The sequence below is a fragment of the Burkholderia sp. GW821-FHT14F03 genome, from assembly GCF_058803765.1.
The window spans coordinates 1-13,285 of record NZ_JBXAPG010000014.1 but is presented as its reverse complement, the minus strand read 5'-3'; the positions used below and the strand labels follow the sequence as shown (position 1 = coordinate 13,285).

Annotated in this window: 13 protein-coding genes; 5 read left to right on the top strand and 8 right to left on the bottom strand. The window is 66.9% G+C overall.

What is annotated here, in order from left to right; translation table 11 throughout:
• Positions 1-45: 45 nt before the first annotated feature.
• The 5 genes from AC1RQF_RS11535 to AC1RQF_RS11515 all read right to left on the bottom strand — a co-directional run bounded on the left by AC1RQF_RS11535 (position 46) and on the right by AC1RQF_RS11515 (position 4,627).
• Positions 46-2,037: a methyl-accepting chemotaxis protein gene (locus AC1RQF_RS11535; protein ID WP_273998082.1), complete on the bottom strand. Its 1,992-nt coding sequence runs from the start codon at positions 2,035-2,037 to the stop codon at positions 46-48.
• Between the two features lie 149 nt (positions 2,038-2,186).
• The gene (locus AC1RQF_RS11530) at positions 2,187-2,318 is read right to left on the bottom strand and encodes a hypothetical protein (protein WP_492872084.1); all 132 of its coding nucleotides are present in this window, start codon (positions 2,316-2,318) and stop codon (positions 2,187-2,189) included.
• Positions 2,319-2,389: 71 nt separating this feature from the next.
• The gene (locus tag AC1RQF_RS11525) at positions 2,390-2,875 is read right to left on the bottom strand and encodes a 2,4'-dihydroxyacetophenone dioxygenase family protein (RefSeq protein ID WP_273998084.1); all 486 of its coding nucleotides are present in this window, start codon (positions 2,873-2,875) and stop codon (positions 2,390-2,392) included.
• A 72-nt stretch (positions 2,876-2,947) separates the two neighbouring features.
• Positions 2,948-3,307 carry a hypothetical protein gene (locus tag AC1RQF_RS11520; protein WP_273998085.1) on the bottom strand — a complete coding sequence of 120 codons (360 nt, stop codon included), beginning with the start codon at positions 3,305-3,307 and terminating at the stop codon, positions 2,948-2,950.
• A 339-nt stretch (positions 3,308-3,646) separates the two neighbouring features.
• Entirely contained in the window at positions 3,647-4,627 is a 981-nt protein-coding gene (locus AC1RQF_RS11515; protein WP_273998086.1) for a LysR family transcriptional regulator, read from the bottom strand.
• A 58-nt stretch (positions 4,628-4,685) separates the two neighbouring features.
• Between AC1RQF_RS11515 and aptA the strand changes: the two genes are divergently transcribed.
• From aptA to AC1RQF_RS11500, 3 genes are all read left to right on the top strand, one after another.
• Entirely contained in the window at positions 4,686-6,083 is a 1,398-nt protein-coding gene (gene aptA / locus AC1RQF_RS11510; protein ID WP_492872083.1) for an omega-aminotransferase AptA, read from the top strand.
• 91 nt (positions 6,084-6,174) lie between these two features.
• Positions 6,175-7,692, top strand: coding sequence for a CoA-acylating methylmalonate-semialdehyde dehydrogenase (locus tag AC1RQF_RS11505; RefSeq protein WP_492872082.1), 1,518 nt, complete (start codon positions 6,175-6,177; stop codon positions 7,690-7,692).
• A 324-nt stretch (positions 7,693-8,016) separates the two neighbouring features.
• Entirely contained in the window at positions 8,017-8,667 is a 651-nt protein-coding gene (locus tag AC1RQF_RS11500) for a cysteine hydrolase family protein (protein ID WP_492872081.1), read from the top strand.
• A 106-nt stretch (positions 8,668-8,773) separates the two neighbouring features.
• Here the strand turns inward: AC1RQF_RS11500 and AC1RQF_RS11495 are convergent, their stop codons facing one another.
• Positions 8,774-9,142: a VOC family protein gene (locus AC1RQF_RS11495; RefSeq protein ID WP_273998091.1), complete on the bottom strand. Its 369-nt coding sequence runs from the start codon at positions 9,140-9,142 to the stop codon at positions 8,774-8,776.
• A gap of 131 nt (positions 9,143-9,273) precedes the next feature.
• Here AC1RQF_RS11495 and AC1RQF_RS11490 point away from each other — a divergent pair, with 131 nt between their 5' ends.
• Both AC1RQF_RS11490 and AC1RQF_RS11485 read left to right on the top strand, forming a co-directional pair.
• Positions 9,274-9,801 (top strand): GNAT family N-acetyltransferase, encoded by a 528-nt coding sequence (locus AC1RQF_RS11490; protein WP_273998092.1) that lies wholly within the window; start codon positions 9,274-9,276, stop codon positions 9,799-9,801.
• A 346-nt stretch (positions 9,802-10,147) separates the two neighbouring features.
• Complete coding sequence (locus tag AC1RQF_RS11485; RefSeq protein WP_492872080.1) at positions 10,148-10,513, top strand: NUDIX hydrolase; 366 nt, start codon at positions 10,148-10,150, stop codon at positions 10,511-10,513.
• Here AC1RQF_RS11485 and AC1RQF_RS11480 read toward each other — a convergent pair.
• Positions 10,503-10,877 (bottom strand): COG4315 family predicted lipoprotein, encoded by a 375-nt coding sequence (locus AC1RQF_RS11480; protein ID WP_273998095.1) that lies wholly within the window; start codon positions 10,875-10,877, stop codon positions 10,503-10,505. The genes AC1RQF_RS11485 and AC1RQF_RS11480 overlap by 11 nt on opposite strands.
• A gap of 605 nt (positions 10,878-11,482) precedes the next feature.
• A partial coding sequence (locus tag AC1RQF_RS11475) for a YadA family autotransporter adhesin (protein WP_492872079.1) occupies positions 11,483-13,285 on the bottom strand: 1,803 nt, incomplete at its 5' end.

The window sequence follows — 13,285 nt, the reverse complement described above, 5'->3', positions numbered from 1 at the left end:
GTCTCATGGCGGCGGGCCGGCGCGCGCCGAGCCCGCGATCGCGCATCAAGCCGCGTGCGCGTCGTCCCCGTGGCCGAGCTTGAACACGCTCACGGCCTGCGTGAGTTGCGCCGCCTGGTCGCGCAGCTCGGTCGCCGCATGCTCGGCGTCCTCGATCAGCGCGGCGTTCTGCTGGGTCGCCGCGCCGATCTGCGTGACGGCGAGGTTCACCTGCTCGATGCCGGTCGACTGCTCGCGCGACGCGGCGCTGATTTCGCCGATGATGGTCCGCACCTGCTCGACCCGCTCGACGATGCCCTGCATCGTCGCGCTCGCTTCCTCGGCGATCCGGTAACCGTGCTCGACCGTCGACGAGGAGCCTGCGATCAGCGTCTCGATCTCCTTCACGGCCGCCGCGCTGCGCTGCGCGAGCGCGCGCACCTCGGCGGCGACCACCGCGAACCCGCGTCCGTGCTCGCCCGCGCGCGCCGCCTCGACGGCGGCGTTCAGCGCGAGGATGTTGGTCTGGAACGCGATGCCCTCGATCACGCCGGTGATGTCGGCGATCTGCCGCGACGAACGCTGGATGTCGCCCATCGTCGCGACCACGCGCTGCACCGCCTGTCCGCCATGCTGCGCCGCTTCGGAGGCGCCCGACACGAGGTCGTTCGCCTGCGCCGCGTGCTCGGCGTTCTGCTGCACGACGGCCGTGATCTGCTCCATGCTCGCCGCGGTTTCCTCGACGCTGCTCGCCTGGGTGGCGATGCGCGCGGCCATGTCGGTGCTGCCGGCCGCGATCGTCACGGTGCCGTGCGCGATGTCGTGCGAGCCGCGCCGCACCTGCGCGACGATCCGCGCGAGCCCGTCGCCGATGCCGTCCACCGCCTGCACCAGACGGCCGATCTCGTCGGCGCGTCCGTCCCGGGTTCCGCGTCCGCCGATCCGGACGCTGAGGTCGCCCGCCGCGAAACGCTCCGAGGCGCGCGCGGCTTCGTCGAGCGGCCGGCTCACGAGACGTTTGACCAGCATCAGGAACAGCGCCGCGAACGCCAGCACGAACGCGCCGCCGATCGCGAGGAACAGGTTGCGGGTGCGGCGCGTGTCGGCCGTCATTTCATCGTCGATCGCGATGCCGCCGACCAGCCACTGCCACTCGGGCACCGTGACGAACGAGACGAACTTCGCGCGCGGCCCGTCGTCGTGGGCGGCGGAATCGGCCGAGCGGTAGGCGATCTGGCCTTGCTTCGCGGCGAGCATCTGCGCGTAGGGTGCGATCGCGTCGTCGGCGCGCTGGCCCGCGCGGTCCGGGTGGACGAGCAGCGTGCCGCGGGTCGGGCCGTTCGAGGCGTCGAGCACGAAGTAATAGCCGCTGTCGCCGATCTTCAGTTCGCGGATGCCGGCCTCGACCAGACGGACCTCGGCGCCGACGTCGATGCCCACGAACAGCGCGCCGATGATGCGGCCGCCGGCGTCGGTGATCGGCCGGTACTGCGTGATGTAACGTTTGCCGAACAGCGCGGCCAAGCCCGTATAAGCCTGACCGGCCATCAACGGGCCATAGGCGGGGCCCTTGCGGTCGAGCAGCGTGCCGATCGCGCGGCTGCCGTCCTGCTTTTTCAGCGAGGTCGTGATCCGCACGAAATCGTCGTCGGTGCGCGCGAAGACGGTCGCGATCGCGCCGCTCTTCTGCAGGAACTGGTCGGGAATCGAGAAATCGAGGTTCAGCGCGCGGCCGCCCGCGTTCAGCACCGGGGTCGCGACACCGCCGATCTCGACTTTCTGGGCGGGATCGAGCGCGTAGTCGGGCGGCAGGAAGCTCGCGAGCAGATTCATCGAGCGGCCCGCCTCGGCGGACAGCGCCTTGTCGAACAAGCTGATCATCGCGGCGATCGAGCGATCCTTCTCGTCGATGCGGGCATGGGCCTGATCACTGAGCTGGGTGCCCGCGATGTGGGTCAGGGCCCAGGTGAAGACGGCAAACAAGAGGGCAACCAGCGCGCACGAAAAAACGGCGAGGCGTGCGCCCACGCTCGCGCGCTTGAGGAAAGACACGTTCATGTAAAGAAAACTCCGGTGTTGCGGTATTGCAGAGAGGGGGTGGCGGAACGCACGCGTCACCGCTCGCTCATCGGAGGTCTACGGCAATTGGAAAGGATTCTTTAGTTTTTGTAAGGTAAAGGGACGCTGGGTTCGGGGAGGTGTGACTTTTAGGTGACGTTTTCGTAACGGTCACGGTCGGTGGTGCGAATGTCGGCATAGTTGCGCGACGGCGACGGCGACGGCGACGGCGACGGCCAGGGCCAGGGCCAGGGCAGTGGCCCGGCGATGGTGATGGCCACGGCCACCGCCAAGCGGGGGCGAGAAGGCTCGAAACAGGCGGCCCCCGGGCGAGGCCGCGCTCGGGGCCGCGTCAGCGCGTGATGAACGGCGCCGACGCGCCGGGCGCGCCGCGCGCGTGCCTGCGCTGGCGCAGCAGCGCGACCCGGCAGTTCTCGCGGGCGGCTTCGCGGCCGTCGTCGTCGAACAGCACGAGGTCGCCGCGCATCACATTGAAGGTGATCACGTGGCCGGTCGGCGACGACAGGGTCTCCGGCGTGTGATGCGAGCCGGCGGGTTCGAGCACCGTGCTGCCGGGCCCCGCGATCCAGTCGTATTCGCGGTAGCGCCATTCGCCCACGAGGGTGTGGACGAACACCCGGCCGTCGTGGCGGTGGCGGGGCAGCGTCATGCCGACCGGCATGCGGAGCAGCACGGTCAGCTCGTCGCCGGCCGCGTCGATGTGCAGGTACTTGATCGCGAGCCCCGGCAGGTGCTCGGCCATCGGCAGCCAGGGCAGGTCGTCGTCCTGCAGGCACGAGATGGGCGGCAGGGCGATGGGCGGGGTTGCGTCGGACATGGCGGGCGGCGTCGGGAAGGGCTCGGAGCGGCGATTATCGCAGACCGGAGCGGCGCGCCTGCCCGCTGCCGCCTACTCTCGCGCCGTGCGGCCCTGCGGCCGCGCGGGCGCGCGCTGCGTGCCGGGCAGCGGTTCGGCCCCGGCGGACATCAGCGGATCGGTGACGACCATCCGTTCGGACGAGCCGTCAGGCCAGGTGATCTTGAACACGCTGCCCGCCGGCAGCGCGAACAGGCCGTGTTCGAGCCGGTACTGCGCCGCGCAGGCGCCCGCGCCCGCACTGCGGATCGCGGCCTCCGAGCCGGTCGACGTGTCGCGCACGTTGTTCAGCTTCGCGCACGGCGGATAGCGCCCGTCCAGGGCCGGCGGCGCGGCGTGGGCGAGGGCGGGCAGCGCGAGTGCGCCCAGGACGACGAGCAGGGAGCGGGACATGGCGGGTTTCCGTGTGGAGAAGGGGGCCGGAACGAGCGTGGCAGGGTCGGATGATACAACGCGCGCGGCCGGCGGCGCCTGGTGTTCGGCGAGCAGTGGCCGATGGCGCGCGGTAAGCCGTGGGCGACGGGCCATGAGCCGTGAGCGACCGGCGACCGGCGACCGGCGACCGGCGACCGGCGACCGGCGACCGGCGACCGGCGACCGGCGACCGGCAACCGGCAACCGGCAACCGGCAACCGGCAACCGGCAACCGGCAACCGGCAACCGGCGACCGGCAACCGGCAACCCGCAACCGGCGACCGGCAACCCGCAACCCGCAACCCGCATCGCCCGCCGCTACCGCCCGCCTTCCTTGCCGTTCCGGCTTGCTTGCCCCCCGCCGCGCGGCGCGTGGGCTTCCGCGAGGTGGGTCTGGAACAGCAGCGCCGCGCGCGACGGTTGCGGCGAGCGGCGCAGCAGGCTCACGAACCGGCACGCGTAATGGAAGCGCTGCGGCGCGATCGCCTGCATCAGGCCCTGGGTCTCGAAGCTGTGCGCATAGTGGTCGGGCAGGAAGCCGAGATACTTCCCGGACAGGATCAGCGTCGCGATCGACTCCTGGTCCGACGCGTTCGCGCTGCGCGTGAGCTTCGCGCGGTGGCTCAGTTCCATGTTCGGCGAATGAAAGCCGAGCCCGGCGAACGGATGGGCACGGATCTGGCTCCAGGTCAGCCGCCCGTGCGGCGCGTCGAACAACGGGTGACGCATGCCGCAATACAGCAGCATGCGCTCGTCGAACAGCTCGCTGTAGACCAGGCTGCCGGAGTTGCGGTGCGCGGGGATGATCCCGATCTGATAGCTGCCGTCGATCACGCCGCGCTCCACCTCGTTGATCGACGCCACATGCAGGTTGAGCTGCACCTCGGGCGCCTCGTCGTGGAAGCGGCCGATCGCGTCGCCGAGACGCGCGTTCGGATTGGTCGCGGTCTTGTCGAACACGGCGATGTGCAGTTCGCCGCCCATCCGGTCGTGGATGCCGTCGACGCGGCTGCGGAACGCCTCCAGCGACGCCAGCAGCCGCAGCGTCTCCTCGTAGATCGCCTGCCCCTCGGGCGTCAGCGTGAAGCCCGCGCGGCCGCGCCGGCACAGCACGAGGCCGAGCCGGGTTTCGAGGTCCTTCACGTGGCGGCTGATGGTCGAGATGCCGATGTTCAGCTCCAGCTCGGCCGCGGCCATCCCGCCGCACTGCACCACGCCCTTGAACACGCGCAGCAGCCGCAGATCCATGTCGCTGAGCTGCCCGAGCAGCGCGCGACTCTTTGGTTTTCTTACTTGCATAAAAGCTCAAGTAAACATTGATATAGAGATATTCAAAAGACTAATCGGCGAGCCAACAATGCGCAACATATCCATCAACGAGGAGCGCGCGGCGCTGACCGACATGACCGTTCTTACCGCACCCAATCAGGAAGAGACCCCCCGCACCGACGCCGCGTGGCTCGATGCGCACTGGATGCCGTTTACCGGCAACCGGCAGTTCAAGACCGACCCGCGCATCATCGTCGAGGGCAAGGGCGCGTACTACACCGACGCCGAGGGCCGCAAGATTTTCGACGGGCTGTCGGGTCTGTGGTGCTGCGGCCTCGGCCACGGCCGCGCCGAGATCACCGAGGCGGTGAGCCGCCAGATCGGGCAGCTCGATTACGCGCCCGCGTTCCAGTTCGGCCACCCGACCTCGTTCGCGCTCGCGAACAAGCTGCGCGACCTGACCCCGGACGGCCTCGACTACGTGTTCTTCACCGGTTCCGGCTCGGAAGCCGCCGACACCTCGCTGAAGATGGCGCGCGCGTACTGGCGCGCGAAGGGCAAGGGCACGAAGACGCGCCTGATCGGCCGCGAGAAGGGTTACCACGGCGTGAATTTCGGCGGGATCTCGGTGGGCGGCATCGGGGCCAACCGCAAGCTGTTCGGCCAGGGGATCGAGGCCGACTTCCTGCCGCATACCCAGCTGGCCGCGAACGCGTTCTCGCGCGGGCAGCCGGAGCAGGGCGCGGAGCTGGCCGACCGCCTGCTCGACCTGATCACGCTGCATGACGCGTCGAACATCGCGGCGGTGATCGTCGAGCCGTTCGCCGGTTCGGCCGGCGTGATCGTGCCGCCGAAGGGATATCTGAAGCGGCTGCGCGAGATCTGCACCGCGCACGACATCCTGCTGATCTTCGACGAGGTGATCACGGGCTTCGGCCGGACGGGCGCGTTGACCGGCGCGGAAGCGTTCGGCGTGACGCCCGACATCATGAACGTCGCGAAGCAGGTGACGAACGGCGCGCAACCGCTCGGCGCGGTGATCGCGAAGCGCGACATCTACGAGACCTTCATGGCCGCGGGCGGCCCCGAGTATCTGGTCGAATTCCCGCATGGCTATACCTACTCCGCGCACCCGGTCGCCTGCGCGGCGGGCCTCGCGGCGCTCGACCTGCTCGTCAAGGAAGACGCGATCGGCCGCGTGCGCGCGCTCGCGCCGCATTTCGAGGCCGCGGTGCACGGCCTGAAGGGCGCGCGCCATGTCGTCGATATCCGCAATTGCGGCCTCGCGGCCGGCCTGTCGATCGAGCACGCGCCCGGCGAGCCGGCGCGCCGCCCGTACGAGATCGCGATGCGCTGCTGGCAGAAGGGCTTCTACGTGCGCTACGGCGGCGACACGATCCAGCTCGCGCCGCCGTTCATCTCGGAGGCGCGCGAGATCGACAACCTGATCCAGGCGCTCCACGACGCGCTGCACGAGGTCGACTGACGCCTCCGCATCCCATCGCGCCGGCCGCGCGTCGCGGCCGGCGTCGTATTCAACCGCATTCGCCCGATTGCATTTGCATGGAAAGAAAGTCATGAAACACGACAGCAACGTCACGTCCACTGTGGGGCACCTGATCGACGGCCAGCGCGTCGACGGCGGCAGCCGCGTCCAGCCGGTGTTCAACCCGGCGACGGGCGTGTCCGGGCGCAGCGTCGCGCTGGCCGACCGGGTGACCGTCGAGGCGGCGATCGCATCCGCGCAGGCCGCCTATCCCGCCTGGCGCAACACGCCGCCGCTCAAGCGCGCGCGCGTGATGAGCCGGCTCAAGACGCTGCTCGAGGAGCATGCCGACGAACTGTGCGCGCTGATCACGGCCGAGCACGGCAAGGTGCTGCCCGATGCGCTCGGCGAACTGCAGCGCGGCATCGAGAACGTCGAGTACGCGAGCTACGCGCCGGAGCTGCTGAAGGGCGAGCACAGCAAGAACGTCGGGCCGGCGATCGATTCGTGGAGCGAGTTCCAGGCGCTCGGCGTGGTCGCGGGGATCACGCCGTTCAATTTCCCGGTGATGGTGCCGCTGTGGATGTGGCCGATGGCCGTGGCGTGCGGGAATACCTTCGTGCTGAAGCCGTCGGAGCGCACGCCGTCGTCGACGCTGCGGATGGCCGAACTGGCGCTCGAGGCCGGCTTGCCGCCCGGGGTGCTGAATGTCGTGAACGGCGACAAGGAGGCCGTCGACACGATCCTGACCGATCCGCGCGTGAAGGCCGTGAGCTTCGTCGGCTCCACGCCGATCGCCGAATACATCTACACGACGGGTTGCGCGCACGGCAAGCGCGTACAGGCGCTGGGCGGCGCGAAGAACTTCGCGGTCGTGATGCCGGACGCCGATATCGGCAATGCGGTCAACGCGCTGATGGGCGCGGCGTACGGTTCGTGCGGCGAGCGCTGCATGGCGATCCCGCTGGTGGTCGCGGTGGGCGACGAGACCGCGGATGCGGTGGTCGCGGGCCTCACGGCCGAGATCGCGAAGATGAAGGTCGGGCCGGGCGTCGAGCAGGGCAGCGACATGGGGCCGCTCGTGACGCAGCAGCATTTCGACAAGGTGAAGGGCTTCGTCGATGCGGGCGTCGCGGCCGGCGCGACGCTGGTGGTGGACGGGCGTTCGGTGAAGGTCGACGGGCACGACGGCGGGTACTACCTCGGGCCCTGCCTGTTCGATCACGTGAAGCCCGGCATGCCGATCTATCAGCACGAGATCTTCGGGCCGGTGCTCGGCGTGGTGCGGGTCAGGTCGCTCGACGAGGCGATGGCCCTGATCGACGCGCATGAATACGGTAACGGCACGTGCCTGTTCACGCGCGACGGCGAGGCGGCGCGCTGGTTCAGCGACAACATCCAGGTCGGGATGGTCGGGATCAACGTCCCGCTGCCGGTGCCGGTCGCGTATCACTCGTTCGGCGGCTGGAAGCGTTCGCTGTTCGGCGACCTGCATGCGTATGGTCCGGATGCGGTGCGCTTCTATACGAAACGCAAGACGATCACGCAGCGCTGGCCGTCGGCGGGTGTGCGGGAAGGGACGGTGTTCAATTTTCCGTCGAACCGGTGAAGGAATCCGAGTAGGCAGGAAGCCCGCCGTCAGGCGGGTTTTTTTATGGTGTGGCGGATGAGCGGGCAGGCGGTTCGGAAATGCCGCGGGGTCGTATTTGGCGCAGGTCTGCGAGCACCGGTCTTTTTGCGATTTATTGTGCGTGGATGATTGCCGCATCGACGGCGTGACGTATTATTTCGACTGCATCGATAGATTCTTTTGATCCTCTATACCGCGCGCGTTCGATGTTTTCCGGTTGCGACGACGAACCGCGTGTTGCCTTGAAGGAGCGGTGTCAATGAAATCAATCAGCCTGAGGTGGGCAATTGGGCGGCATCCGTCATGAACCCGGACAACCTGGCGGGTGGCGCACCGGCAAGCCGCGTGAACGTCGCCGGCGGCGCAGCCGAACGGCAGGCGCGCGCGCCGCTTCCGGCCGTCACGCCGGCGCGGACCGCGCTTCTCGTCATGCATTACCAGACCGACATCCTCGCGCTCTTCCCCGAGGTCGCGCCGGGGTTGCTCGCCCGCACGCGGGCGTTATGCGATGCGGCGCGCGCGCGGGGCGTCAGCGTCTATTTCGCCAATCTCCGTTTCAGCCCCGGCTATCCGGAAGTCAGCCCCTCGAACAAGAACGGGCAGGGTATCAAGCAGCTCGGCCTGTTCGTCGAGGATCGGCTCTCGCCGGACCTGGGCCGGCAAGCGCATGAACCGATCGTCCTCGCGCATCGCGCCAGCGTGTTCTACGGCACCGATCTGCAGGTGCGCCTGTCCGCGCAAGGGATCGATTCGCTGATCATGGTCGGCATCGCCTCGACCGGCGTCGTACTCTCGTCCGTCGCCTATGCGAGCGATGCGGACTTTCGCCTGTATACGGTCAAGGATTGCTGCTACGACCCGGATCAGGTCGTCCATGAGCATCTGTTCTCCACGGCCTTCGATTCGCGCACCACGGTGTTGTCGATCGAGGGAGTGTTGGCGTGGCTCGCCTAGGCCGGCGCCGCCGCGCATTCGTCCTGCGCGCGCCGGCTGGATGAGGCGATCGGGTCGACGCATGCGGCGCGACCTGATCGATCCGCTGGCCGGTTCGATGCCGCGCTCAGGCCTCGGGCTTGTGGCAAACCAGTTCGATGTTGTGCCCGTCCGGATCTATGACGAATGCCGCGTAGTAATGCGCGTGATAGCGCGGGCGCAGGCCCGGCGCGCCGTTGTCCTTGCCGCCCGCCGCCAGCGCCGCGCGATGGAACGCGTCGACCTGCTCGCGGTTCTCCGCCACGAAGGCCAGGTGCAGATGCGCGGGCTTCTCCTGGGCCGGAAACAGGCACAGCGACGTCTTGCCGTCCGAGCTGAGTTCGATGCCGAGTTCGCCTTCGTGCACGACCGCGATGCCGAGTGGTTCGAGTGCCTTGAGGTAGAACGCCTTGCTCGTCGCATAGTCGCTGACGCCGAATACCACATGATCAAACATGGGATTTCCTGTCCAGAAATGGGTGGGCCGGGCTCGAATCATGCTCGAATTCAATTCCCGACGAAAGGCGCGGATTTCCCGGAGAACCGTTCCGTCGGTCAGGTTCGGGTGAGAAGCCGATTAGCCATGCAATGGCCGGCATCGTTCACGTCGCCTTGCCCGGCATGCTGACTCTCCTCCCTCTTATAAAAGCGTCGCCCGACGATTACTCGAGCGTGCTGCGGATCTTTCTCGAATCTCCGTCTTACGTCGAACTTCACGAGGGCCGCTCGCCTTCTTCAGCCGACGTCGAGGATTTCTTCGACGGCAAGCCCGACAGCAAGGATGCATCGGACAAGGCGGTCTATGGCCTCTATGTCGACGGCGACATGATCGGCTGCGCCGACGTGATCCGTGCGTTTCCGCACGACGGCTGCGCCTGGATCGGCTTGTTGCTTTTTTCCGAGCGGCACCGGGGACGAGGCCATGGCGCGAGCGCACTGGCGCTGATCGAAGCCATCGCGCGCGAGTGGGGATGCGTCAGCATGCAAATCGCGACGCTCGCCACGAATCTGCGTGGGCATGCGTTCTGGCGGCGCGAAGGTTTCCAGGAACGTTCCCGGGCGAGCAATCCGCGATTCCCGGCCGAGCTTGTCGTCATGGAACGGGCGATCGAATAAAAAAATAAGCGAGCGGCAGCCGGTGGCGCGCAGCGAAATATCGCTGCTGCCGCCGACGCCGCATCACTTGAGGTCGCTGATGCCGTGCATCGATCGGGATGAACCGGTGGAACGGCAAAGGCGTCGGGTGGCAGAGCCGGCGTGTGTGCGACAGGATGCCGCCGGTGACGGTTCGCTGTCTCGGGAGCCGGTCAGTCATGGTTCCGGTCCGCGTCAAGGCGATCCTTCGCCGGCGGCGGCATGTTCTGTTCTTGCGCAATCCTCGTGGCGAATGGGAATTGCCCTGCGGGCGACCCGGATTCGGCGAGTCGCTCGAAGCGGTGCTGATACGGGACGTGCACGAGGAATGCGCGCGGTGGTGTCGAGCGCGCGCTATGTCGGCAGCAGGCCGTTCGCGGCGATTCCCGGGAAATTCGCGCTGGTCGTCTGTTTCGACCGCGAATTCGACGCGCGCGATATCTTGTTCAGCGATGAACACGAGGGTTCCGCGTGGATCGACCTCGATCAGCCCCGGCCGCTGACTCTCCCGTTGTGCTATTGGACCTTCTGCCTGTTTGGCGACGCACGAGGCGAGGGAATCGATTGCCGGCGATCGTCGGCGTGCGCCGGACGAAACGCGCGCTTGGTGGCGCGCGTGCTCCGGGTTTTCCGGCGCGAAGCCGGCGGCGTTGCGGGCGACGCCGGCCGCGTTGCTCTGGTGTTTACGGCTTGACCGCGTGCCAGACGTCCTTGAAGCCATCGCCTTTCATATCGCCCTTGGCCATGTCCTTCTGGAAGAAATACAGCGGCTTGCCCTTGTACGCCCATTGCTGCGCACCGTCGTCGCGCTTGATGATCGTATAGTCGCCCATCGCGTGATCGGTCGCGCTGGCCTTGTACGGCGGCCAGTAGGTCTCGCAGGGGCCATTGCAGGCGCTCTTGCCGGCGTTCGCCGGATCCTTGTCGAAGGTGTAGAGCGTCATCCCGTTCGCGGCGACCAGCATGCCGCCCGACGCCATCGCCGGCATATCGTCGGCCTGAGCGGCGAACGAGGCGAGGCTGAACAATACAGCACCGGCAACCAAGGCAATCTTCATGTTGTTATCTCCTGTTGATGTGACACGACATGGGTAAAACCGGGAACGCCGATTGTTGCGCGCCGTGCAGTCATTTTCTCGGTGTGTTGCCGTATGGTCGGCTTTCGCGCAACGACGACACGTCGAACTGCCGATTGCCGATTGCCGGCACGACGTTCGTCTGGATGCCACGATGCAGCAATCTACTCCTTTTCTTTTCCCGTCTCCACTGGGCCTGTCCACCGTCGATGAACGGCTGCCGGGGTGCAAAAAAACCGCATTCGGCGTTTGGCCGAGCCCAATGCGCTCATCGGTCGGGAGTCGGCGCGCCGTTCATCTCGTCGCCGTGACCGGTCGGCCGCCGACACAGGATCGCCAACAGGAGGTCAAGGCAAACTGAAGTTCCGCGTAGAGAGGCGGCTTCAGGCAATGGCTGGAAGAGGATGGTGGTTGGCGGACGTCCATGAGCCGGCCGCTGTTCTGAGCGATGGCAAGCAATAGGGCGGTGCCGAAGGGCACCGCCTCGATACGGCATTGGCGTGTGGACGATGGATCGTCCCTCACCATCGAGCCTCTTGTCCCGGATCCGGGTGCTTTTTTCGGTTAGGTTTTTGTTTATGCAATTTTCACCAAGAGTACCCAATTCCGCCGTTGATCATCATGCGCGATCCGTTGACAGTGCCGACGCCGAGCTTGACGACCGTGCTCTGGGTCAAGCGTGCGCTTCCTCCTATCGCGACGGCAGTGTAGCCACTGTAGTTGCTGAATCCGGCACCTAGCGAAACAGTTTTCCCGCTCTCGACTTGCGGCAAGCCGGCCAAAGCGCCTGCGATGGCCACGCCGGAATAGGCATTGCGAGCGAGATCCGTTATGCCCTGCTGTAGTGCCCCGACGCGTTGATCCGTGTACGAATTCGCAGAGGCCTGCGAGGCATTCAATTGATTCAGGTTGACGGCGTCGGTGCCTTGCGTGCCGGGCGCGACGTTGATGACCTGACGCTGATCGGTGCTGCTGCCGACCGAGACCACGTTCGAGCGTCCGCCGTCGGTGGAGTTCGCGCCGATCGCGACCGAGTTCGAGCCGGCGGTGACGGTCGGCTTGTCGTTGCCGGTGCCGTTCATGTCGGCCGCGATGCCGGTCGTGCTGGTCGAACGGGTCGTGTTGTTGATCGTCGTCGACAACGAGTTCAGCTGGGTGTTGATGTTGGTCACGCCGCTCGATAGTGATGCGACGTTGCTGTTGGTGGTGCTCAGGCCCGTCGACAGCGAGTTGACGGCGGTCGAGGTCGAGGTCGAGAGCGACGAGACGGTGCTGTTGGTGCTGCTCAGGCCGGTGGACAGCGAGTTGACGGCGGTCGAAGTCGAGCTCGAGAGCGACGAGACGGTGCTGTTGGTGGTGCTCAGACCGGTGGACAGCGAGTTGACGGCGGTCGAGGTCGAGGTCGACAGCGAGGTCAGGTTGCTGTTGGTCGTGTTCATGCCGGTGGACAGCGAGGCGACGTTGCTGTTGGTCGCGAACAGCTGGCTGCCGTTGACTGCGTCGGTGCTGGTCTGGCTGATCTGGCCGGCGGCGACGTTGGTGACCTGGCGTTCCGCGCCCGGCGCACCGACGCTGACCACGCCGACCGGGTTGCTGCCCGCGAAGTTGCCGAAGGTCAGGCCGCCGACGGTCGCTGACGAGACCGGGACGGCGGCGGACGTGGTCGCGCCGTTACCGATCGCGACTGAGTTGTCGACGTTGGCGACTGCGTTCGGTCCGATCGCGACGCTGTTCTGGCCGGTGGCCTGGCTGTCGGCCTCGGTCGAATTGGTGTGGAAGTACTTGGTGCCCTTCGCGTTGATGTTGTCGATCGCCGAGCCGACGTTGTTGTTGGTCGTGGTCGTGCCGTCGGTGTTGTAGGTGATGTAGGCCGGGGCGGAGATGGTGCCGGTGGCCGGGTCATATGTCGCGCCGCCGCCAAGCGCCGCGGCGGTGCTGGTGCCGAGGTTGTTGGTGTTGGTGGTGATCGAGCTGATGCTGGTCGAGAGCGAACCGATGCCGGTCGAGGTCGAAGTCGAGAGCGAAGCGATGTTGCTGTTGGTGTTGCTGATGCCGGTCGAAAGCGAACCGATGCTGGTCGAGGTCGAGGTGGACAGCGATGCGATGTTGCTGTTGGCGGTCGAGAGGCCGGTCGAGGTGGAAGTCGAGAGCGAGGCGACATTGCTGTTGGTGGTGCTGAGGCCAGTCGAGAGCGAACCGATGCCGGTGGAGGTCGAGGTGGACAGCGAAGCGATCGAGCTGTTGGCGGTCGAGAGGCCGGTCGACGTGGAGGTCGAGAGCGACGTAACGGTGCTGTTGGTGGTGCTGAGACCGGTCGAGAGCGAACCGATGCCGGTGGAGGTCGAGGTGGATAGCGAAGCGATCGAGCTGTTAGCGGTCGAGAGGCCGGT